At 67.7% G+C, this 21,655-nt stretch carries 16 protein-coding genes and 1 tRNA gene; 2 read left to right on the top strand and 15 right to left on the bottom strand.

Annotated elements, in window-relative coordinates:
- Positions 1 to 50: 50 nt before the first annotated feature.
- The 11 genes from CVV76_RS09815 to CVV76_RS09765 all read right to left on the bottom strand — a co-directional run bounded on the left by CVV76_RS09815 (position 51) and on the right by CVV76_RS09765 (position 14,262).
- On the bottom strand, positions 51 to 1,775 hold the full coding sequence (locus CVV76_RS09815) for a dihydroxy-acid dehydratase (protein ID WP_102224461.1): 1,725 nt from the start codon (positions 1,773 to 1,775) through the stop codon (positions 51 to 53).
- A gap of 13 nt (positions 1,776 to 1,788) precedes the next feature.
- Positions 1,789 to 3,237: an NAD-dependent succinate-semialdehyde dehydrogenase gene (locus CVV76_RS09810; RefSeq protein WP_102224460.1), complete on the bottom strand. Its 1,449-nt coding sequence runs from the start codon at positions 3,235 to 3,237 to the stop codon at positions 1,789 to 1,791.
- Positions 3,238 to 3,248: 11 nt separating this feature from the next.
- On the bottom strand, positions 3,249 to 5,144 hold the full coding sequence (locus CVV76_RS09805; RefSeq protein ID WP_102224459.1) for a thiamine pyrophosphate-dependent enzyme: 1,896 nt from the start codon (positions 5,142 to 5,144) through the stop codon (positions 3,249 to 3,251).
- Positions 5,137 to 6,645, bottom strand: a complete 1,509-nt coding sequence (locus tag CVV76_RS09800; RefSeq protein ID WP_102224458.1) for a tripartite tricarboxylate transporter permease — start codon at positions 6,643 to 6,645, stop codon at positions 5,137 to 5,139. Before CVV76_RS09800 ends, CVV76_RS09805 begins: the two co-directional genes overlap by 8 nt.
- Positions 6,646 to 6,648: 3 nt before the next feature.
- Positions 6,649 to 7,203 (bottom strand): tripartite tricarboxylate transporter TctB family protein, encoded by a 555-nt coding sequence (locus tag CVV76_RS09795; protein WP_102224457.1) that lies wholly within the window; start codon positions 7,201 to 7,203, stop codon positions 6,649 to 6,651.
- Between the two features lie 58 nt (positions 7,204 to 7,261).
- Complete coding sequence (locus CVV76_RS09790; protein WP_102224456.1) at positions 7,262 to 8,230, bottom strand: Bug family tripartite tricarboxylate transporter substrate binding protein; 969 nt, start codon at positions 8,228 to 8,230, stop codon at positions 7,262 to 7,264.
- 95 nt (positions 8,231 to 8,325) lie between these two features.
- Complete coding sequence (locus tag CVV76_RS25595) at positions 8,326 to 9,324, bottom strand: xanthine dehydrogenase family protein molybdopterin-binding subunit (RefSeq protein WP_102224455.1); 999 nt, start codon at positions 9,322 to 9,324, stop codon at positions 8,326 to 8,328.
- Positions 9,321 to 11,237 carry a molybdopterin-dependent oxidoreductase gene (locus CVV76_RS09780; RefSeq protein WP_102224454.1) on the bottom strand — a complete coding sequence of 639 codons (1,917 nt, stop codon included), beginning with the start codon at positions 11,235 to 11,237 and terminating at the stop codon, positions 9,321 to 9,323. The genes CVV76_RS25595 and CVV76_RS09780 overlap by 4 nt, the downstream gene beginning before the upstream one ends.
- A complete protein-coding gene (locus tag CVV76_RS09775) occupies positions 11,230 to 12,147 on the bottom strand; it encodes an FAD binding domain-containing protein (RefSeq protein WP_102224453.1) in 918 nt (305 codons plus the stop codon). Before CVV76_RS09775 ends, CVV76_RS09780 begins: the two co-directional genes overlap by 8 nt.
- Positions 12,148 to 12,210: 63 nt before the next feature.
- On the bottom strand, positions 12,211 to 13,368 hold the full coding sequence (locus CVV76_RS09770) for a zinc-dependent alcohol dehydrogenase (RefSeq protein WP_102224452.1): 1,158 nt from the start codon (positions 13,366 to 13,368) through the stop codon (positions 12,211 to 12,213).
- A 42-nt stretch (positions 13,369 to 13,410) separates the two neighbouring features.
- Positions 13,411 to 14,262 (bottom strand): IclR family transcriptional regulator, encoded by an 852-nt coding sequence (locus CVV76_RS09765; protein ID WP_102224451.1) that lies wholly within the window; start codon positions 14,260 to 14,262, stop codon positions 13,411 to 13,413.
- A 165-nt stretch (positions 14,263 to 14,427) separates the two neighbouring features.
- On the opposite strand from CVV76_RS09765, the gene CVV76_RS09760 reads away from it, so the two are divergent.
- A complete protein-coding gene (locus CVV76_RS09760; protein ID WP_102224450.1) occupies positions 14,428 to 14,880 on the top strand; it encodes a BLUF domain-containing protein in 453 nt (150 codons plus the stop codon).
- 28 nt (positions 14,881 to 14,908) lie between these two features.
- Here the strand turns inward: CVV76_RS09760 and CVV76_RS09755 are convergent, their stop codons facing one another.
- From CVV76_RS09755 to CVV76_RS09745, 3 genes are read right to left on the bottom strand one after another with little or no spacing between them, the layout of a single operon-like run.
- Complete coding sequence (locus CVV76_RS09755; protein WP_233192795.1) at positions 14,909 to 16,303, bottom strand: efflux transporter outer membrane subunit; 1,395 nt, start codon at positions 16,301 to 16,303, stop codon at positions 14,909 to 14,911.
- Entirely contained in the window at positions 16,300 to 19,416 is a 3,117-nt protein-coding gene (locus CVV76_RS09750) for a multidrug efflux RND transporter permease subunit (RefSeq protein ID WP_102224449.1), read from the bottom strand. The genes CVV76_RS09755 and CVV76_RS09750 overlap by 4 nt, the downstream gene beginning before the upstream one ends.
- 15 nt (positions 19,417 to 19,431) lie before the next feature.
- On the bottom strand, positions 19,432 to 20,643 hold the full coding sequence (locus CVV76_RS09745) for an efflux RND transporter periplasmic adaptor subunit (RefSeq protein ID WP_158243128.1): 1,212 nt from the start codon (positions 20,641 to 20,643) through the stop codon (positions 19,432 to 19,434).
- 306 nt (positions 20,644 to 20,949) lie between these two features.
- Between CVV76_RS09745 and CVV76_RS09740 the strand changes: the two genes are divergently transcribed.
- Positions 20,950 to 21,471 (top strand): TetR/AcrR family transcriptional regulator, encoded by a 522-nt coding sequence (locus tag CVV76_RS09740; RefSeq protein ID WP_199178555.1) that lies wholly within the window; start codon positions 20,950 to 20,952, stop codon positions 21,469 to 21,471.
- 57 nt (positions 21,472 to 21,528) lie between these two features.
- Here CVV76_RS09740 and CVV76_RS09735 read toward each other — a convergent pair.
- A tRNA-Ser gene (locus tag CVV76_RS09735) sits at positions 21,529 to 21,618 on the bottom strand.
- Between the last annotated feature and the right edge of the window lie 37 nt (positions 21,619 to 21,655).

Raw genomic sequence — 21,655 nt, 5'->3', positions numbered from 1 at the left:
CATCGCAACACGCGATTCCCCAGGCAAAACCTCCTTCGGTGTTCCGATCTTCACGACGTGCCTCCCGGCTTGACCGGCTGGAGGAAGGCGAAGTCGCACCCCTCGTCGGCCTGCAGCACCTCGGTCGCATAAAGCCGGTCGTAGCCGCGCCGTTCCTCGGGCGGGACGATGTCGGAGGTCCACCCGGCCCGGCGCCGGGCAAGTTCATCCTCCTCGACCAGAAGCTCCACCCGTTTCTCGGCGACGGAGAGACGAATGCGGTCGCCGGTCCGCACGAGGCCCAGCGTCCCGCCGATCGCGGCCTCCGGGGCGACATGGAGGATGATCGTGCCGAACGCCGTGCCCGACATCCGCGCGTCGGAGATGCGGATCATGTCCTTCACCCCCTTCGACGAAAGTTTCTTGGGGATCGGCAGGTAGCCCGCTTCGGGCATGCCCGAGGCAGAGCGGGGGCCCGCGTTCTGCAACACCATGATGTCGTCGGCGGCAATGTCCAGATCGGGGTCGTCGACCCGCGCCGCGAGATCCTCGAGCGAGGAGAAGACGACCGCCCTCCCCTCCGTCTCGAACAGCGTCTTGTCGGCGGCGGAGCGTTTCAGGATCGCGCCGCGCGGGGCGAGGTTGCCGAAGAGCGCGATGAGCCCCCCCACCGGCTCCAGCGGCGCGTCCGCCGCGGCAATCACCCGGCGATCGACATAGCCCGGATCGACCTCCAGCCGGTCGCCCAGACGCTCGCCCGTGACCGAGATCGTGTCGAGGTGCAAAAGAGGCTTCAGCTCGCGCAGGACGGCGCCCACGCCGCCGCCGTGGAAGAAATCCTCCATGTAGTTCTGGCCGACGGGCTTGAGGTTCACCAGCACCGGGGTGGTGTCGGAAAGTTCGTTCAGCCGCTCGAGGGAGATCGCGATACCCAGCCGCCCCGCCACTGCGGTCAGGTGGATGATCGCGTTGGTCGAGCCGCCGATCGCCAAGAGCACCCGCAGCGCATTCTCGACCGATTGCCCGGTAATCACCTCGCTCGGCCGGATCGGATTGTGGATCATCCGCGCCGCGGCCAGCCCCGAGGCCTCGGCCGCGCGCAGCCGGTCGGCATGGACCGCCGGAATCGCCGCCGTACCCGGCAGGGCCATACCCAAAGTCTCGGCGATGCAGGCCATGGTCGAGGCCGTGCCCATCACCGCGCAGGTGCCCGAGGTGGTGGCAAGCCGCCCCTCGACCACGTCGATCTCCTCGCGGTCGATCTCGGAGGCGCGAAACTTGCCCCAGAAACGGCGGCAGTCGGTGCAGGCGCCCAGCCGTTCCTCGCCGTGGCGCGAGGTCATCATCGGCCCGCCGATCAGCTGCACCGCCGGCAGGTCGACCGAGGCGGCCCCCATGAGCTGCGCGGGCACCGTCTTGTCGCAGCCGCCCATCAGCACCACGGCGTCCATCGGCTGGGCACGGATCATCTCCTCGGTGTCCATGGCCATCAGGTTGCGGAACTTCAGCGAAGTGGGCGAGAGGAACACCTCGCCCAGCGAGATCGTCGGAAACTCGATCGGCAGGCCGCCCCCCAGAAGGATCCCGCGCTTCACGTGCTCGACCATCTCCGGGAAATGGCGGTGGCAGTTGTTGAAACCGGAATAGGTGTTGGCGATGCCGACGATGGGCTTTTTCAGCATGTCCTGCGAATAGCCCATCGACGAGGCGAAGGAACGGCGCAGGTAGACGGAAAAGTCGTGATCGCCGTAATTGGTCAGGCCGCGGGAAAGCCCGCGCGGGTCATCTTGGGTCATCGGGTCTGTCCTGTCAGGCCGTGGGGGCCAGCTTCATCTTGACGTACTTGGGTTCAAGGTAATCGCGGATGCCGAACGACCCGCCCTCGCGGCCGGTGCCGCTTTCCTTGATCCCGCCGAAAGGGGCCTCGGCAGTGGCGAGAAGCATCTCGTTCACGCCGACCATGCCGACCTCGAGGTCCTCCCAAGCCCGGGTCGCCCGGCCAAGATCGTTGGAAAAGACATATCCGGCAAGGCCGAAGGGCAGCGCATTGGCCCGCGCGATCACCTCGTCGTAGTCGCGGAAGGTGGTGATCGGGGCGATCGGGCCGAAGGGTTCCTCGGACATCACCAGCGCCTCGTCGGGGACATGGCCCAGCACCGTCGGCTCGAAGAAATACCCCGCGTTGAGGTCCCGCGGACGGGATCCGCCGGCCAGAACCTCGGCACCACGGTCGACCGCATCGGCGACCATGCGCTCGATCGTCTCGATGCCGCGGCGATTGGCCATCGGGCCCATCTGCACGCCCTCCTCCAGCCCGTTGCCCAGCTTGAGGCCCCGCGCCACCTCGGCGAAGCGGTTGGCGAAAGCCTCGTAGCGGCTTTCGTGCACGTAGAAACGGGTGGGCGAGATGCAGACCTGCCCGCAATTGCGGAACTTCGTCGTGGCGCAGGTCTCGGCCGCGGCGACCGGGTCGACGTCGTCGAAGACGATGACCGGGCCGTGGCCGCCCAGCTCCATCGAGACCTTCTTCACCCCGTCGGCGGCCAGGTGAAGGATTTCCTTGCCCACAGGGACGGAGCCGGTCAGCGACACTTTGCGCACGACGGGGGAGGCGATCAGGTGGCGCGCGATGAGCGAGGAATTCCCCGTCACCATGTTCACCACCCCCTCGGGCAGGCCCGCCTCGGCGCAGGCGGCCACGAGGGCGGCGCAGGAGGCCGGCGTCTCGCCTGCGGGTTTCACGATCACGGAACAGCCCGCCCCCAGCGCCGCGGCGATCTTGCGCGCGGGCAGAAGCGCCGGGAAGTTCCAGGCCGAGAAAGCCGCGACCACGCCCACGGGCTGCAGGATCACCTGCATCCGGCTTTCCGGCGCGCGGCTTTCGATGGTCTGGCCGTAGATCCGCTTGGTCTCCTCGGCGTACCATTCGAACTGGTCCGCCGCACCGCCCACCTCGCCGCGCGATTCCGCCAGTGGCTTGCCGGTCTCCAGCGTCATCAGGCGGGCGATGTCATCGGTGCGCGCGCGGATGATCTCGGCCACCCGGCGCAGCTTGGCGCCGCGTTCCCATGGGCCGGTCCGGCGCCAGACCTCGAAGCCGCGCGCGGCTGCCGCCAGCGCCGCGTCCAGATCCTCGGCCGTCGCCACCGGGATCGTACCCAGCGCCGCCTCGGTCGCGGGATCCGTCACCTGCCGCGTCGCCCCGTCCGAGGCGGCGCGCCACTGGTTGGCGATGAAAAGATTGATGTCCTGGTACATGTCGCGTTCCCTCAGATCTTCTGGCGAAGGTAGTCGGCCTGGACCGCCTCGACCCAGTTGCCGACGTTCCAGCTGCCGTAGGCCCCCATCCCGGCAAAATCCTCATGGCTACCGTAGACGGGGATGTGAACGAGGCTCAGCCCGTCATGCGCGCGCGCCTCCTCCAGTGCCGCGTCCAGCGTTTCGGCATCGAAGCCGCCGTGGATCGCCCGCACCCCGGCGATCGCGTCGGCAAGCTGGACGTAATCCACCGCGACCCGGTCGTTGGTGCGGAACTCGCGCCCGTATTGCGCCAGCTGCAAGCCGGTGATCGCCGCCATCCGCCGGTTGTCGAACAGCGCGATCATCCCCTTCACCCCGTGCTCGACCGCATCGATCAGGACCTGCGGGTTCATCATGAAGGAGCCGTCGCCGGTGAAGGCGATGCCGTAGCGCGGGTTCTCCGCCCCCGCCGCGCCCAGGAGCGCCGAGGTGGCGAAGCCCATATAGGAGGCGCCGGTCTCGGTCACGCTCTGGTTCGGGGCGTCGTCGCGCACCACCTGAAAGCCGTTGGCCTGCACATCGCCCGCGTCGAAGAACTTCACCGCACCGATGCGGCGGGCGAAATCCGCCACCCGGTGGATCGCCGCGGGCTGGGTCAGCACCGGGCGGCCCCAGACGGCATCCTCGACCGGCGGATGCTCGACCCGGGCGCGCCAATGCGCCTTCCAGCGGTCCTTGGCCTCGGCGCAATCGCCCTGCCACGCGCCCGCCTTGCGCCGCGGCGTGGCCGAGATCAGACGGTCGATCACCGCGCCGATGTCGCCGGTCAGGGCCAAGGTGTGGGCGTAGTGGCTGACGTCGTCGATATCGCCGTTGATGTTGATCACCGCCCGCGCCGAGGGCCAGCCGGTGCCCGAACAATCCGCCTGACAGACCCCGCGGCTGCCAATGAAGATCGCCAGATCCGCGTGCTCCATCGCGTAATTCCCGCTGATCGAACCCTTGGAACCGCCGACATGCATGTTGAAAGGGTGGTCGTCCGGCAGGACCCCGGTCGAGCCGGGCGAAAGCACCGCCGGCGCCTGCAGATGCTCGACCAGCCGGCGCAGCGCATCGGCATGGCCCCGCGTCCCGCCGCCCGCCTTGATCGCGATGCGCTCGGCCGCCGCGATCCGCGCCGCAGCCTCGGCAAAGGCCGCCTCGCCCGCGGGCGACAGCGCCGGCAGGTCCAGCCGCCCGGGCAGCGTGTCGAGCGACAGGCGCATCTGTTGCGGTTGGGTGTTGATCGGCGCGAGGATGTAGAACGGCCCGGCCTTGTAGGGGTGGTGCACGCAGGCGGTGCCCCGGCGCAGGCATTCGCGCAGGGCTTCGGGCGTGTGCAGCACGTAGCTCTGCCCCATCAGCGCGGTGATCTGGCCGAACAGCCCCTGCCGGGGTTTCGGGATCTGCTGCATGTTGTAGCCCTCGCCCCGCGTCGTCTCGTCGCCGTAGATGTGGTAGACGCCGACCCCGTTCGACGCCGCCGCCAGCGACCCCGCCATCGCCTGCAATGCCCCCGGCCCGATCGAGGTGACGACCGCCGGCGTCTCGCCATAGACCCAGGCATGGGCGGTGGCGGCATGGGCCATCTCCACCTCGTTGCGGCAGTTCACGACGGTCACGGCCCCTGCCTCCTCGTAAAGGCGCAGTACCTCGCCCAGATCGGTGGAGCCATGGCCGAAGATCGCGAACCAGGTTCTCACCCCCTGCCCCAGCAGGCCGATCACCAGCCCCTCGCTCAGCGTGACCGACAGCGTGCCGCTGCCCAGCCCCGCGATGCCCTGACCTGCCACGAGGGCTGCCCGGGCCGCGATCTGGCGGGTCGTCTCGGTCGTCGCGGCGGGTGCGGTCTCTGCGGGGCTCTTGTCGGCGGTGCGTTCAAGCATTCTTGCTCTCCAGTCGTTTGGAAGCCCGCTCGCGCAGCGAGGTGGTCGCCTGCATCAGCACGACCAGCGCCGACAGTCCCAGGAAGAACATCGCGACGGGCGAGGTGTAGAAGATGTTCAGATGGCCGCCGGACAGCTGCATCGCGGTCCGGTATTCGCTTTCCATGGTCGGCCCCAGCACCATGCCGAGGATCACCGGCGTGATCGGGATGCCGGCCCGCACGAGGCCCCAGGCAAGAACCCCGATCACCCCCATCGAATAGACGTCGAAGGCCGAGTTGCGCACCGTGTAGGCGCCGATGACGCACAGCACGAGGATGATCACTGCCAAAAGCTGCTGCGGGATCTTAAGCACGTAGACGAAAAGCCGGATGCCCAGCAGCTGGAACACAAGGATGAAGACATAGGCCACGACCACGGCGATGTAGATCGCGTAGACCGTGGTCTCGGATGTCATGAACAGCGCGGGGCCCGGCGTGATGCCGTGGATCATCAGCCCCGCCAGCACGATCGCCGTCGCCGGATCCCCCGGCACGCCGAGCGACAGCAGCGGGATCAGCGTGCCGCCCGTCACCGCGTTGTTCGCGGTCTCGGGGGCGATCACCCCCTCGATGGCGCCGCGGCCAAAACGTTCGGGCGTCTTCGAAAAGCGCCGCGCGTGGGAATACGCAAGAAAGGCCGCGATCGCCCCGCCGGTGCCGGGAATGGCCCCGATGCCGGTCCCGATCGCCGCACAGCGCGCCATCAGCCACGCGTTGCGCCACATCAGCCCGAACGATGGCAGGTTCGCCTTGAGGCTGCCGGTCGCTGGCGCCTCAAGCCCGCCATGGCGGTGCTGCAGGAAGGTGTCGATGATGAAGGGCACCGCGAAGAGGCCGATCATCGCCACCAGCAGGTTGACGCCCTGCAGCAGGTTGACGGAGCCGAAGGTCATGCGGTTGTCGCCATCGATCTTGTCGATGCCCACCGTCATGATCAGAAGGCCCAGCACCCCGGCGATCAGCCCCTTCATCAGCGACCCCGACGAGAGGCCGCAGATCGTCGACATGCCGAAGAGGACGAGGGCGAAGATCTCGGCCGGGCCGAAGTCGATCGCCACCTTGCTCACGAGGTTGACCGAGACGATCATCACGATGAGCGAGAAGATCCCGCCCACCGTCGACACGATCACCGCCGTGCCCAATGCGATCGAGGCGCGGCCCTGTTTGGTCATCGGGTAGCCATCCAGCACCGTGGCCGCAGCCGAGGGGGTGCCGGGAATGCCCAGCAGGATGGCCGAGACGGATCCCCCGGTCATGCCGCCGATATAGGTGCCGAGCAGCAGCGCGATGGCGGGCACCGTATCCATGCCGAAGGTGACGGGCAGCGCCAGCGCCAGCGCCACGGTGAAGGTGAGGCCGGGGATCGAGCCGAAGATCAGCCCGATGATCGTGCCCAGACCCACCGCGCCGATCGCGTAGGGCGTCAGCGCCATCTGCAATGCTGTGAGGAAATGGTCCATGGTTCAGCCCAGATTGATCCAGCTGCCGGTGGCCAGCGGAATGCCGAGGATCACCTCGAAGATCAGCCAGGTCGCGGCGGTCACCCCCACCGCCATGCCGGCGACGACGACAGGACGGCGTTCGCGCAGCACCACCAGCGCCGCGAACAGCACCACCGCGAAGGTCGCCGTCAGGAAGCCCACCCGCGTCATCAGCCAGCCGTAGAGCAGGACGACGAACAGCGTCAGCGCCAGCGCGACGACCCTGGCCCGCGGTGTATCGCCCGCCTCGGGCGTGGCGTCCTCCTCCGTCGCGCCGGCAGCGGAGGAAGAGGGCTGTGCGGGACGCGGCGGCGGCGCCTCGGCCTCCTCCCCCGTCAGCAGCAGTCGCGACAGGGCCCAGCCTGCCGAAAGCACGATCAGAAGCACGCCGTAGAGCAGCGGAAAGGCCCTTGGCCCCACGTCGCCGCCCCCGGTTCCGGCCGGGATGGTCCGGACGACTTCCAGTGTCCAGGCGAGGCCGATCAATGCCAGCACGGTGCCGATCGCCACGTCCACCTTGCGCGAATGTTCCATCATCTTGAACTCCGTCGGGCTGGGGACCGGCCCGCCGGGGGCCGGCTGTCGGAAGGGGCGGTTACTGCTGCTTCAGACCAAGGTGGCCGAGCAGCTTGGCGTAGAAGGCGTCGTCCTTGGCGATCTCCTTGCCGAAGGCGGCGCTGTCCTCGTAGCTGATCTCGAAACCGAGGGTCTTCGCGGCCTTCTCGAAGGCGGGATCCTCGGTCGCCTTCTGCGCGGCCTCCTGCAGCGCCTTGACCACCTCGGGCGGGGTGCCCTTGGGGGCGGCCAGCCCGCGCCACATGGTGATGTCCACGTCATAGCCCTGCTCGATCGCGGTCTTGGCCTCGGGCAGCAGCGCCACGCGCTTCTTGCCGGTCACCGCCAGAACGTCGAGCTGCCCGGAATCGACATAGGACTTGTACTGCCCCGGCCATTGCACCGCGGCATCGATCCGCCCGGCCATGAGTTCGACCGGCGCCTTGCCGTCGCCATAGGAGATGTAGGCGATCTTGTCGCCGATCCCCATCGCGTCAAACAGCGCGGCCGAGACCAGCTGCGTGAACGATCCCTTGCCCGAGATCCCGACCTTGAGCTTGCCGGGCATCTTCTCGACCGCGGCCTTCAGGTCGTCGAGCGATGCCCAGCCCCGCCCCGCCTTCACCGCCAGCGCCGGCACCTCGGAGGAGACCATCGCGATCGGCGCGAACTTCTGGTAGTCGAACGCGATCTTGCCGGTGTGATAGGCCGTGTTGATGGAATTCGAGTTCCAGACGATGTTGTAGCCGTCGGGCCGGGTATCGGCGACATAGGAATAGCCTACCGCGCCCCCGCCGCCTGGGCGGCTGACCGGCACCACCGGCTTGCCCAGCGACTTGCCCATCTCGGTCGCCAGCACCTGCGCGATGGAGTTCGCGGTGCCGCCGAACAGCACGGTCATCTCGACCGGCTTGTCGGGAAACTGCGCCAGCGCCGGCAGTGCCACGAGGGGGGTCGCAAGCAGCCCCGCCGCGGCAACCAGCGCCCGGATCGTCCTTTTCGGTGTCATTTCGGTCCTCCCTGTGTGCGTACCCCGCTCCCCCGGGGCTTGGTCTTCGCGCGGCGCGGGCCGGGATCCTCCACCCCCGGCCCGCGCCCCGTCTGTCAGGCGGGCGCGGCCTCCTTCGCGGCCAGCGCGGCCAGCACCTTCTCGGGCGTTGCCGGAAGGCTTTTCATCCTGACGCCGATGGCGTCGTAGATCGCGTTCATGATGGCGGGTGCGGTGGGCACCAGCGCCGGCTCGCCGATCCCCTTGGCGCCCAGCGGCGAGTTCGGATCGCGGTCCTCGACGAGGACGGAGGTGATCTCGGGGATGTCCAGTGCGGTGGGAAGGATGTACTTGGCGAAACCATGGGTCACCGGGTGGCCCTTGTCGGTCTGCCATTCCTCCATCAGCGCCTGGCCCAGGCCCTGCACCACGCCGCCCTCGATCTGGCCCTCGACCCCGCGCGGGTTGATCACCCGGCCGATGTCGTGCGCGGCCCAGATGCCCAGCACCTGCACTTCGCCGGTGACGGTATCCACCTCGACCTCGGCGACCTGGGTGCCGAAGACATAAGCCTGCCAAGGGCTGCCAGAGCCATCGACGGGGTCGAGCCCGGTACCATGCGCGGTGAAGCTTGCCGCCCCCACCGGCACCACGCCGCGCCCCTTGCAGATCGCAACCGCCTCGGCCATCGACATCCGCTTGTTCGTGGCCTCCACCCAGATCTCGCCATTGAAGGCGCGAAGCTGGTCGACGGGCACGTCCCAGTGGTCCGCGATCTCGTGGAACAGCTTGCCCCGCGCCTCGCGCGAGGCAAGCGACACCGAGTTGCCGATCATGTAGGTCTGGCGCGTGGCGCCGGCATGGGCCGCCTCGGGCGACCGCGCGGTGTCATTATCGCCCACGGTCACGTCCTCGGGGCGCACGCCCAACTCCTCCGCCGCAACCTGCGCCAGCACCGTCAGGATACCCTCCCCGATCTCGGTCACGCCGGTCACCACCTTGGCGGTGCCGCCGTCGTCGATCTCGGCCCAGGCGCCGGCCCGGTCGATGGTCGCCGTCCGCGCGATGCCGTACCACGAGGCGGCGACGCCGCGTCCTCTCAGCTTGCGTTTCATGACGTCTCCTTCACGGTCGGAACCATCCCCGCGCCCCCGGCCCGGAAGCGCGCGCCCAGGGTGCAGGGCTTGCGCGTGCCCGGCCCGTCCAGATCGCCGCGGGTGGCACCCCGGCCATTCGGCACGCCCGCCTCCCAGCGGCTGGCGGCCTCGGCCGCGTCCAGCACGCGGTCGATCGCCGCCGAGGTCAGGGTCTGCTGCGTGTGGGTGCGCGAGCCGGCGCGCATCATGTTCACCCGCCGGATCTCGAACGGGTCCATGCCCAGCCGCTCCGCCGCCATGTCCATCATGCTTTCGGTCGCGAACTGCGCCTGCATGCCCCCGAAGGTGCGGAACGCGCCGGACGGCGTGTTGTTGGTATAGACCACCCGGGTGTCGACCTTGAGATTTTCGATCTCGTAAGGCCCGCAGGACAGGATCGCGGCCTTGCGCATCACCCCCTCCGACGACATGCCGTAGGCGCCCCCGTCCGAGAGCATCTCGAACTCGATCGCCGTGATGCGGCCGTCCTTCGTGAGACCCATGCGATACCTCGTACGCGAGGGGTGGCGCTTGGCCGAGGCGGCAAAGCTTTCCTCGCGGGTGAAGACCAGCTTCACCGGGCGGCCCGTCTTCATCGCCGCCAGCGCTAGCATGCCCTGGTAGATCATGTCCTCCTTGCCGCCGAAGCCGCCGCCCACGGGCGACATGATGAACCGCACCTTGTTGATGGGCTTCGCGATGATATGCGACAGCATGTGGCGGTGGTGGGTGATGTTCTGGCTGGGCGAGATCACCACCACCACGTCGTCGGGGTCGACATAGGCGATCCCCGCCTCGGGCTCGAGATAGGCGTGTTCCACCTGCTGGGTGGAAAAACTGTCCTCGAGGATAAGGTCGGCAGCGGCAAAGCCCCGGTCGGGGTCGCCCTTGCGGACGGGGATGTGCTTGACCACGTTGTCGGCCGCGTAATCATGGATCACCGGCGCGCCGGGCTTCAGCGCGTCCTCCGGATCGAAGAGACCCGGAAGCGCCTCATACTCCACCCGGATCAGTGCCATCGCCTCGCGCGCCGCGCGCACGCTGTCGGCGGCGACGGCCGCGACCGCCTCACCCACGTGGCGCACCTTGCCGCGCGCCATCACCGGCTGGTCGTGGACGAAGACGCCGAAGCCGTCCTTCCCCGGCACGTCGTCGCAGGTGAGCACGCAATGGACGCCCGGGCAGGCCTCGGCCTCGGAGGTGTCGATCGACACGATCGTCGCATGGGCATGGGGCGAGCGGAGCACCTGAAGGTGCAGCATGCCCGGCATCACCATGTCGCCCGCATATTGTAGCCGGCCGGAAACCTTCGACGGCGCATCCATCCGCCGCGTGTTGTGGCCGATGAAGCTGTTCCCCACCGCCTCGGGGTCGAGCGCGGTGTCGGGCAAGCGCCCGGCGATCACGTCGCGGGCGATCTCCACCGCCTCGAAGATCTTGGAATAGCCGGTGCAGCGGCAGATGTTGCCGCCCATGCGCTCCTTGATCTCCTCGATGTCTGCAGCCGGGTTGTCGCGCAGTGCCGCGGTGGCAGCCATCACCATGCCCGGGATGCAATAGCCGCACTGGCTGGCCCCGGTCTTGTGGAACGCCTTCTGCACCGGGGTCAGGTCGCCCATCCCGGCAAGCCCCTCGACCGTCTCGATCGCGACGCCCTGCGCCTTGGCGGCGGGCATCAGGCAGGACTTGATCAGCTTGCCGTCGACGAAGACCGAACAGGTGCCGCATTCGCCGGCGCCGCAGCCTTCCTTGGTGCCGGTCAGCATCATCTGGTCGCGCAGCACGTCGAGCAGGCGCGCCCCCGGATCGGCCTGAACGCGCTGGCGCCGGCCGTTGACGGTCAGATCCAGCTGGACCGGCGTGATGGTCGGGGGTGTGAGGGTGTCAGGCATGGACGGCCTCCCTTTCTGTCGCATGGGTCCGGGGTGCGCCGAGGGCGACCAGCGCCTCCTCGATCGCGGCCTCGACGAAGCCCTGCACCACGGCGCGGCGGTATTCGACGCGGCTCCGCGAGGCGACGTGGCGGGCGGGCAGGATGCTGGCCTCGGCGACCAGCTCCGGCGTCATCTCGCGCCCGCGCAGCATTTCCTCGATGTCGCGCAGGCGGACGGGGCGCGGGCCGACCCCGCCAAGGGCCAGCCGCACGTCCTCGAAAACCCTGCCGCTGGCGTCTGTCTTCACCAGCGCAGCGCAGCACACGGCCGAGATCACCAGCGACCGGCGCAGCCCGACCTTCTGGAACGAGCCGCCGTAGCCCTCCATCGCGTCGCAGGTGACGGCGGTGGCGATCTCTCCGGGCTGCATCAGCGTGCGGCCCGGGCCGGTGACGAACTCCTCCACGCTGACGGTCCGGGTCGCGACCCGGTCGCCCTCGAGGCGGGCAAGCTCTATCTCGGCATTCAGGGTCAGCACCGGGGGGAAGCCATCGCCCGCGGGCGAGGCGTTGACAATGTTGCCGATCAGCGTGGCCTGCCGCCGGATCTGGTCGTCGGCGAACCACGCCGCGCAGTGGGGCATGTTCGGCAGTAGCCGCACGAGGCCGTCATCCTCGAGAAACTCCTGATAGACCGTCCCGGCATTGAGCCGCACCCTGTCGCCCTCGCGGCGCCAGCCGGCAAAGCCCTCGACCCGGGTCACGTCGATCAGCTGCGGCACGCGGACGTCGCCGCCGCGGCCCTCGCGCGCCCAGGGCAGAAGGTCGGTCGCGCCGGCGACGATGCGGCTGCCCTCGGGGGCGGCCTGCAGCATCCGGAGCGCCTCCAACAGGGTCGCGGGCTGAAGATAGGTATCGCAATAGAGCATGGTCACGCATCTCCTGATGTCGCGGCGCCGGGCGAAACGGCCCGGCACCGCGGGCGGGTGGCGTTACTCGGCCGCCGCGCGCTGTTCGTTGGCGTGCTTGTTGCGCACCACCACCTTGATCGCATCCTCCACACGGTCGCGGGCGTAGCGCAGCGCCTCGGGCAGGTCCGTCATGTCGAAGGTGTGGGTATGGATCAGCGAAGCATCGAAGCGCTTCTGGCGCATGAAGGCCTCGGCCCGGTGGGTTGCGGCCTTGCCCTCGCCGCGGATGCCGTAGAGGTAGATGTTGTTGCGCACAAGGTAGGCGACATCGACCTCGGGCGAGGATGACGGGAAGGCGGCCAGGCAGATCCGCCCGCCCCGGTTCACCATCTGCGCCGCCTCGTTGAGCGCGTCCGGCGCGCCGGAACATTCGACGACGTAATCCGCGCCTTTGCCGCCGGTGTATTCGCGCACCTTCTCCACCACGTCCTCGTTGCGGACGTTGATCACGTGGTCGGCGCCCAGCTGGCGGCCGATCTCCAGCCGGTTGTCGCGGGTGCCGGTCAGGATCACCGGCTGCGCCCCCAGCGCCTTGGCCACCGCCGCCCCCAGAAGGCCGATCGGCCCCGGCCCGGTCACCACCACGCTTTCGCCCGCGACGAGGCCGCCAAGTTCGGTCAGCCCGTACATCGCGGTGCCGGCGGTGACGACCAGCGTCGCCTCCTCGTCGGTCATGCTGTCGGCCACGTGGACCAAGGTGTTGATGTTGTTGACCTGGTACTCGCAGAAGCCGCCGTCGGTGGTGAAGCCGTTGGCGCGGTGGCCCTTGTCGACGTCGCCGTAGTTCTTTCCGTAATTGTGGCACGAGGTGTACATGCCCTGCCGGCAGCGCTTGCACTGGCCGCAGCCGGCGTGGATCTCCACCGTCACGCGCTCGCCGATCTCGTATTCGTCGACCCCGGGTCCGAGGGCCACGACGGTGCCCATGTATTCATGGCCCGGGGTGAAGTTCTTGTTGAACGGCTCGCCGCCCTGGATGATCGCGGGCAGGCCGTGGTTGATGATCTCCAGATCCGTGGCGCAGATCGCCACCGCGTCGATGCGCACCAGCACCTCGGCCTTCTTCGGCTGCGGCACCGGCTTGTCGACCAGTGCAAGCTCTCCCGGGTCGCCCAGAACCCATGCCTTCATCGTTTCCGGAACTGGATAGTCCGGATGCGTCGTGACGCCAGCAGTCATGTATTTCTCCTCCCTGGTCCCGGCCTCCCCCGGGCATGGTCCTCAGTAGCGATTGGCCTTCAACTGGTCCGACAGGCGCCGCGCGGTTTCGGTCACGCCGGTGATGACGTGGGCGCGGTAGGCCTCGGAGTTCTTGTGCCCCGCATAGGTGGCCGAGATCGAGGCGATCACCGCCCCCTTCTCGTCCCGGATCGCGGCGCCCACGCAAACCACGCCTTCGCGCAGTTCCTCGTCGTCGATCGCGAAGCCGTGGCGCCGGACGTGGCGCAGCTCCTCGATCAGGCCGTGCAGCGTGGTGATCGTTTTGGGCGTGAAACGGTCCAGCCCGTTCTCGGCGATCACCCGCATGATTTCGGTGTCCGGCAGCCAGGCGAGGATCGCCTTGCCGGTGGCGGTGGCATGCAGCGCAGTCATCTTGCGGATCTCGTCCGCCTCGGCCACCGCGCTCGACCGGCCGACGCGCAGCTGCGTCACCAGCTTGGTGCCGTGCAGCACCGCCAGTTGCACCGCCTCGTTGAGCTGCTCCGCCAGCACCTCGATCTGCGGCCGCACGATGTCGGCGAGGTCGGCCTCACCGGCCTGAAGCTCCACCAGCTCGTTGAGCCGAGACGACAGCATGTAGCCGCGCTTGCGCCCGACCTGCAGGACATAGCCCCGCCCCACCAGCGTCTGCACCAGGTGGTGGCACGTCGAACTGTTCAGCCCGGTCCGCGCCGCCAGCTCGTTCAGGCCAAGCGCCTCTTTCGACCCGGCCAGGATCTCAAGGATCGTCAGCGCCCGGTCCACGGCCTGGATCGACTTGCCGCTTCGGGCCGTGCCGCTGGGGAAACGGGTCCCCGCCGCCACCTGTGCGGACAGGCTTGCCGTGCCACCGATGGTCGTCTGATCCGTCACACCATGTCCTCCCGATTGGGGCTCATGATGTGGCGATGGGGGGAAACCGTCAACGGATTTTCCCTATATTGTATGGTCTTTCACATGGTGAAATAAATGCCGTTGACCGGGTCGTTTCCTGCGGGTTAGCTGGCATCAGGGAGACTTCAGGGAGGAGACGTCGGGATGTCGGTGCACTACCTCGTCTACGTCAGCCAGGCGGCGCGCGGCACGACCGATGCGACGCTGGCCGAGATCATCGCCGCCAGCCAGCACAACAACCCGGCCGCGGAAATCACCGGGGTGCTGCTCTTCGTGCCGGGCCGCGACAGTCAGGTCGGCAGCTTCATGCAGATGCTGGAGGGCGAGACGGCAGCAGTCGAGGCGCTGTGCAAGAGGATCTTCGCCGATCCGCGGCACCACACCATGGTGGTCCTGGCCCGCGGCGACCGCGAAACGCGGTGCTTTCCCGACTGGGCGATGGCCCTCAAGCGGGCCGCGCGGGGCGAGGTCGACGACCACCCGGTGCTTGCCAATCTCGCCGATACGGATTTCGTCGACCGGCTGGCTTGTGGGCCGGGTGCGCGCGACTCGGTGCAGCTTCTGCGCGACTTCTGGGATGCGGCGCCGCTGGAATGAACGGCGCCGCCTTCAGGGCCGCCCTGCCCTATTTCTTCTTCGCGACTGCGGTCAGCTGAGCCGCCGGGATCGTCGTGCTGCCGACGACCGCCGCCCCCGCACCGATCGCGATCTGAAGCGTCGCCCATTCCTGCGCCGCGTCGTTGCGCGCCGAGGCCGCGCTGATCTGCGCCGACGTGGTGTCGAGGTCGACGGTCACCAGGTCGCTCAGCGTGATCGCACCGTTGCGGTAGTTCTCGCGCTCGAGGTTCAGCGCGGTGCCGTAGGACGAGGCGGAACGGGCCAGCGCGGCAGAGCGGTCGCGGTACTGGTGCAGGTTCGACAGCGCGACCTGCACGTCGCTGACCGCGCTCGTCACCGCCGAGCGCCAGGCGAGCTCGGCCTGTTTCGCCGACGAGATCTGCGCGTCGCGCTTGGCCGCCAGAACCCCCTGGTTCAGCAACGGCAGGCTGAGGCTCGGGCCGAAACCCCAGGTCGAGGTGCCCGCGGTGTCCTCGATCGTTCCGGCCAGCGACAGCGAGGGCAGCATGTCGGCATCGTCGACACCGACCTTGGCCACCTCTTCATGCAGCAGCGCCGACTGGTAGCGGATGTCGGGCCGGTTGCGCAGCAGGTCGGCGGGAATGCCGGATGGGAACGTGCCCGGCGTGCGCAGCTGGTGCGCGCTGCGGTCCATCGTGTGCAGGATCGGCCCGGCCGGCCGGTTCAGCAGCTTGGCGATCGCGTAGACGTTCGACTTGTAGAGCGCCATGTACTCCGGCAGGTCGCCCTCGGCCGATTGCAGCGTCGCGCGGGCCTCGGCCACCTCGTAATTGGTGCCGCTGCCACCCTTGAACTGGTTCTCCGAGATCGTCAGCGTCTGCTTGCGCGCCTTGATCGTCGCACGGGTCAGCCAGACCGCCTGCTGGTAGTAGCGCGCGTTGGAATAGGCCTCGATCATCGAGGCCAGCCATTGCAGCCGCACCACCTGGAGGTTGTCCTGGGCCGCCGCCACCGCCGCCTTCGCGCTTTCGCGATCCCGCCGGATGCCCCCGAAGATGTCGAGCACGAGCGAGGCGCTGAGGGTCGAATTGTTGGCATAATGCGGGTTCTCGCCGCTGCCGCCGACCTTTTCGCGCGCGCCGGTGGCGGTGCCGTCGGCGGCCTCGGCGACACCGGTCTCGCGTAGCGCGGCCTTGGCCTGGACGATCTCCTCCTGCGCCGTCTCGACGTCGAGGTTCCGGCTCAGCCCGGTCTCGATGTAGCTGGTCAGGAGATTGTCGTGATAATCGCGCCACCACGGCGTGTAGGCCACGTTCTTCGCCCGGGTGGCGGTGCCGCCGACATAGGCCGGCGGAAGTTGCGCCGAGGGGCTTTGGAAATTCGGCCCGACGGCGCACCCCGACACCATGAGAAGCGCGACAAGGGAAAGGGGTTTCATCATGCGGTGGTCTCCTTGCGGCGCAGGCGGTGGACGCGGTCCACGCCAGCCATCACCGCGACATAGAGGGCAGGACAGAGGAAGATGCCGAAGAGGGCGGTAAAGATGATGCCCCCCAGCATGCCGATGCCGATCGAGTGCTGGGAATTCGCCCCCGCGCCCGAGGCCAGCGCCAGCGGCGCGATCCCCAGGGTAAAGGCAAGCGACGTCATCAGGATCGGGCGCAGCCGCAGCCGCGACGCTGTCACCGTGGCCTCGAGCAGCGCCATCCCCTCGGCACGGAGCGTCTCGGCGAACTCCACGATAAGGATGGCGTTCCGGGCGCAGAGGCCGATCGTGGTGAGCAGGCCCACCTTGAAGTAGACATCGTTCGACTGCCCGAAGATCCACGAGGCCAGCACCGCCCCCAACACCCCCACCGGCACCGTCAGCATGACCGCGAAAGGCACGGTCCAGCTGTTGTAGAGCGCGGCAAGCGCAAGGAAGACGATCAGCGCCGACAGGGTGTAAAGCAGGGTCTGCTGGTTGCCCGCCAGCACTTGCTGATAGGACAGCCCGGTCCAGGCCACGCCGTAGTTCCCCGGCAGCTTCTTGGCGAGCTCGGTCATGTGGTTCATCGCGGTGCCCGAACTCTGGCCCGGGGCGGCATCGCCGCTGATCTGCACCGCGCCCACGCCGCCGTAACCGCCGATCTGCTTCTGCTCACGCTCCAGGTTCATCGTCACGAAGCTGTCGAATGGCACCATCTCGTCCGAGGAATTCTCGGTGTACCAATGGCCGATGTCATCGGGTTGCATCCGGTCCTTGGCGTCGCCCTCGACGATCACCTCGTGCAGCTTGGTGCCAAGGGTGAAGTCATTGACGTAATTGCCCGCGAAGATCGTTGACAATTCGCTGTTCACGTCGGACAGGGTCAGACCGAAGGCCTGCGCCTTGGCGCTGTTCACGTTGACCTGAAGCGCGCCGGTGGTGGTGTCGCCCGGCCCGCGCACGCCGCTGAGGATCGAATCCTTCTTCGCCTCGGCGATGAGCTTGTTGGCCGCGGCGTTGAGGGCGGTCGTGCCGTTGCCGGCCTGATCCAGCAGCTCCATCGTGAAGCCCGACGAAGACCCCATGCCGGGGATCGCCGGCGGCTGGACAAAGATCACCTGCCCGTACTGCCCCGTTCCGAACACCTTGTTCGCCTGGGCGGCAAGCTGGCCTGCGCTGACGCCCGGACGCTGCGCATAATCCTTGAGCTTGATGAACATCATCGCTTCGTTCTGGCCGCTGCCCCCGAAGCTGAAGCCCGCCACGCCGAAGGTCGCATCGGCGTATTTCGACCCCGGCCCCTTGAGCCAGTAATTGTCGATCTTCGTCAGCGTGCGGTTGGTGGCCTGAAGGGTCGAGCCTTCGGGAAGTTCGATCAGCGTCATCAGCACGCCCTGGTCTTCCTCGGGCAGGAACGACGACGGCAGCTTGCCGAAGCTCCAGGCTGCGGCGCCGAGGACGATCAGCATCACCAGCACCATCAGAAGCGGCCGGCGCACCAGCCGCGTCACGGTGGCGACAAAGCCGCGCTGGGTCGCGTCGAAGCCCTGGTTGAACTTGCGGGCGGGCCAGAACTTCGGATGCCCCACCCCGGGCTTCAGCAGGGCCGCGCACATCGTCGGCGTCAGGATCAGCGCGACGAACAGCGACAGAACCATGGCCGAGATGATGGTGACCGAGAACTGCCGGTAGATGATGCCGGTCGAACCGCTCATGAACGCCATCGGCAGGAATACCGCCGACAGCACCACGACGATGCCGACCAGCGCCCCCGAGATCTCGTGCATCGACCTCTTGGTCGCTTCGCGGGCCGGAAGGTTTTCCTCCTCCATCACCCGCTCGACGTTCTCGACCACGACGATGGCGTCGTCGACCAGCAGGCCGATCGCGAGCACCAGCGCGAACATCGTCAGCGTGTTGATCGACATCCCCACCACGGCCAGCACCCCGAAGGTGCCCAGAAGGACGATTGGCACGGCGATGGTCGGGATGATCGTCGCCCGCCAGCTTTGCAGGAAGACGAGGATCACGAGGAAGACCAGCACGATGGCGATGCCCAGCGTCTGGTAGACGTCGTCGATCGACTTCTGCACGAAGGGCGCGGTGTCGTAGGGATAGACGACCTGCACCCCTGCCGGCAGCGCGCTCTGAAGCTGCGAGATGGTCTTGTGCACCGCGGCCGAGGTGTTGACCGCATTGGCACCGGTGGCCAGCTCGATCGCGATCCCTGCGGCCGGGTGACCATTGTAGCGCGAGGCGATGTCGGTGCTTTCGGGCCCGAGGCCGACCTTGGCCACGTCGCCGAGATAGACGCTCGACCCGTCGGTCGCGGTTTTCAGGTAGATCTTGCGGAACTCGTCCGGCGACGAGAGCATCGAGCGTGCGACCAGCGGCATCTGCACCTGCTGGCCCTTCGTCACCGGCTGGTCGCCGATGTAGCCTGCGGATACATTGGTGTTCTGCGACGAGACCGCCGAGGTCACGTCCGACGCCGTCAGCCCGTACTTGTAGAGCTTGTCAGGGTCGAGCCAGATCCGCATCGCATAGGGCGAGGCGAAGACGTGCACGTCGCCCACCCCGTTGGTCCGCTCCAGCGCGTTCTCGAACTTGTTGTTCAGGATGTCGCCAAGCGCCGTGCTGTCGTACTTGCCGTCGTTCGACACCAGCGCCGCGACCATCAGGATCGAATCCGCACCCTGCCGCACGGTGACACCGGCCTGTTGCACGGTGTCGGGCAGCTTGGTCTCGACGTTCGACAGCTTGTTCTGCACCTCGACCTGGGCAATCGCCCCGGAGACGGAGTTGTCGAACACCAGCGAGATCGACGCGCTCCCCTCGGAGGAGGTGGAGGTCATGTAGGACAGGCCGTCGAGGCCGGTCATGGAATCGACGATCCGCTGGGTGACCGAGTTCTCGACGGTCTCGGCGGAGGCGCCGGAATACTTGGCCGAGACGCGGATCGTCGTGGGCGCGATGCTGGGATACTGCGACACCGCCAGCGTCTGCAGGCCGAGATAGCCGCAAAGCATGACGACGATCGCCAGCACCCAGGCGAAGACGGGCTTACGAAGGAAGAAGGAGGTCATCTGTCAGCCCGCCGGTCAGTTCGACGCCGCGGAGGAAGACGCGTCGGAAGAGGACGCGTCCGAAGACCCCTGCCGCGTCACCTGCCCATCGTCGCCGATGGTCGCCGGCACCGCCTTCACCGGACGGCCCGGCCCCATGTATTTCAGCGAATCAACGATCACCTGCGCGCCGTCGGACAGCCCCGAGGTGACGATCCAGTCATTCTTGTAGGTGCCGTCGGCGTTGATCTTCACCGCCTGCGACTTGCCGTCCTTGACGATGTAGAGGCTCAGCGATCCGTCGGTCTGGGTCTTGGTCGCAAGCTGCGGCACCAGCCAGGCCTGGACGGTGCCAAGCTGCACCTGCGCATGCAGGAACATGCCCGGCAGGATCTGCCCCTTGGGATTCTGGAAACGGAAGCGCACCGACACCGTCCCCGTTGTCGTCGACACGGTCGAGCTGGAGGTGACGAGCTGCCCGGTCCCGGTATAGGTCTGCCCGTCCTCGAGCTCCAGCTTGGCCTCGAGCTTGGTCGAGGGCGTCAGGGTGCCGTTGTCGATCAGCTTGTGGACCGACAGCAGGTTGGAGCTGGGCTCCAGCACGTCGACGTCGATCGGGTCGAGCCGGGTGACGGTGGTCAGCGCCGTGCTCTGCGCCGCGGTCACCACGTTGCCCACGGTCACGGCCGGCACTTCGGCATAGCCGTCGATCGGGCTGCGCACCGTGGTCCAGCCCAGCTGTACCTTGGCGAAGTTCAGCGCCGCCTCGGCCGACTGGACGCTGGCCTTGTCCTCCTCCAGCGAGGCTTTCAGCGTCGCCACCTCGGCTGCGGTATAGCCCTGCCCCTCCAGCTTCACGGCGCGCTTGTAGTTCGCCTCGTCGGTGGGCACCGCGGCCTGCGCCTTGGCCAGCGCCGCCGCGTCGGTGTCGACGGTCGCCTGATAGGTCGCCTGGTCAAGCTGGAACATCGGGTCGCCGGCCTTGAGCTTCTGCCCGGGGGTATAGAGCACCTTGGTGATGATGCCGCCCACCCGTGGCGTGATGCTGGCCTGCTGATAGGCCACCGCCCGGCCCGGAAGCGTCATGATCCGCGGCACCGCCTGTTTCTTCAGGGTGATGACACCGACCGGCGCCGCCTGCTGCGCCCCCTTGGATTGCTGCGCAAACGCCGCCCCGGGCACCGCGACCGCACCGATCATCGCCAGTGCGCCACATGTCGCAGTGACCAGCAGATCTTTCTTGTTCATTCTCATATCCCTCGGATGCGCCCATCGCGCGCCGTTCTCGCGGCGCCCGCGTCCCCGGCGCGGCGGTTAACCTCCGCGAAAGCTACGCCGCCTTCATTGAATGTAAAGTTTGCACGGTGTGCACTTTAATGTGACCATGTCCGGGCTGGCCGCCGGCCCGCGCTGCACCAGTTCTCTTGCCTTGCCGGGGCGCAGGCCGCATCAAGGACCCGGATGAGGAGTCCTGATCTGAGGGAGGCAGGGGAAATTTCGCTTCGTGAACGTCGACGGCTTCAGACCAGCCGGGAAATCCAGAACGCCGCGATCATGCTCTCGCTCGAACACGGCCTCGATGCGGTCACGACCGAGATGATCAGCCACGAGGCCGGGATCAGCCTGCGCACCTTCTTCAACTATTTCCACAACAAGACCGCCGCGATCTTCGGCGAGCCGCCGAAATTCGAGGGCGCCCATGTCGATGCCTTCCTCCGGTCCGGCGGGCCGCTTCCCGACGACCTCAGAACGCTTCTGAGCGATCACCTTCAGCACATCATGATCGAACCCGAGGTGATGAAGAGCTTTGCGATGCTGATGCGCGCCGAACCCAAGCTGCGCGAGGTGCACGATACGATCCTCGAAGGATTGCGCGACGATCTGACGGCGGTGATCGCGGCGCGCCTGCCCGCGGAAAAGGCCCGCGTCGCCGTGTTCCTCGCTGAGGCCCTGATCGGCTTTTGCAAGATCGTGGTGGACGAATGGGCAAACCGCCCGGCCGAGCCTCTGCAACGCTGGTTCGCGCAAAGCTGGCCCAGCTTCACCGCCGCCTGCGGGGCCCTGTCCGCCGACTGACAGCCCCCGAGAGGGCCGCCCCCGTCCGCGTTCAGGTCGGGCATGGCGGCGGCGGTGTGGCGGATGAGGTGGGATTCGAACCCACGGAAGGGTCTCCCCTTCGCTGGTTTTCAAGACCAGTGCCTTAAACCGCTCGGCCACTCATCCGCATCGGGCGCGTCGGCCGCATCGGGCACGATCCGTC

Source organism: Acidimangrovimonas sediminis (genome assembly GCF_002871005.1).
In the GTDB taxonomy this organism is placed as follows: Bacteria; Pseudomonadota; Alphaproteobacteria; order Rhodobacterales; family Rhodobacteraceae; genus Acidimangrovimonas; species Acidimangrovimonas sediminis.
This window is presented reverse-complemented; position numbering and strand designations above follow the sequence as displayed.

What these genes read in the sequence shown, in the direction of transcription:
- CVV76_RS09800 (WP_102224458.1), bottom strand. Translation starts at nt 6,645, where the DNA reads ATGGACCATTTCCTCACAGCATTGCAGATGGCGCTGACGCCCTACGCG.
- CVV76_RS09755 (WP_233192795.1), bottom strand. Translation starts at nt 16,303, where the DNA reads ATGATGAAACCCCTTTCCCTTGTCGCGCTTCTCATGGTGTCGGGGTGC.
- CVV76_RS09740 (WP_199178555.1), top strand. Translation starts at nt 20,950, where the DNA reads ATGCTCTCGCTCGAACACGGCCTCGATGCGGTCACGACCGAGATGATC.
- CVV76_RS09810 (WP_102224460.1), bottom strand. Translation starts at nt 3,237, where the DNA reads ATGTACCAGGACATCAATCTTTTCATCGCCAACCAGTGGCGCGCCGCC.
- CVV76_RS09760 (WP_102224450.1), top strand. Translation starts at nt 14,428, where the DNA reads ATGTCGGTGCACTACCTCGTCTACGTCAGCCAGGCGGCGCGCGGCACG.
- CVV76_RS09770 (WP_102224452.1), bottom strand. Translation starts at nt 13,368, where the DNA reads ATGACTGCTGGCGTCACGACGCATCCGGACTATCCAGTTCCGGAAACG.
- CVV76_RS09750 (WP_102224449.1), bottom strand. Translation starts at nt 19,416, where the DNA reads ATGACCTCCTTCTTCCTTCGTAAGCCCGTCTTCGCCTGGGTGCTGGCG.
- CVV76_RS09745 (WP_158243128.1), bottom strand. Translation starts at nt 20,643, where the DNA reads ATGAACAAGAAAGATCTGCTGGTCACTGCGACATGTGGCGCACTGGCG.
- CVV76_RS09795 (WP_102224457.1), bottom strand. Translation starts at nt 7,203, where the DNA reads ATGATGGAACATTCGCGCAAGGTGGACGTGGCGATCGGCACCGTGCTG.
- CVV76_RS09780 (WP_102224454.1), bottom strand. Translation starts at nt 11,237, where the DNA reads ATGCCTGACACCCTCACACCCCCGACCATCACGCCGGTCCAGCTGGAT.
- CVV76_RS09775 (WP_102224453.1), bottom strand. Translation starts at nt 12,147, where the DNA reads ATGCTCTATTGCGATACCTATCTTCAGCCCGCGACCCTGTTGGAGGCG.
- CVV76_RS09790 (WP_102224456.1), bottom strand. Translation starts at nt 8,230, where the DNA reads ATGACACCGAAAAGGACGATCCGGGCGCTGGTTGCCGCGGCGGGGCTG.
- CVV76_RS09815 (WP_102224461.1), bottom strand. Translation starts at nt 1,775, where the DNA reads ATGACCCAAGATGACCCGCGCGGGCTTTCCCGCGGCCTGACCAATTAC.
- CVV76_RS09805 (WP_102224459.1), bottom strand. Translation starts at nt 5,144, where the DNA reads ATGCTTGAACGCACCGCCGACAAGAGCCCCGCAGAGACCGCACCCGCC.
- CVV76_RS25595 (WP_102224455.1), bottom strand. Translation starts at nt 9,324, where the DNA reads ATGAAACGCAAGCTGAGAGGACGCGGCGTCGCCGCCTCGTGGTACGGC.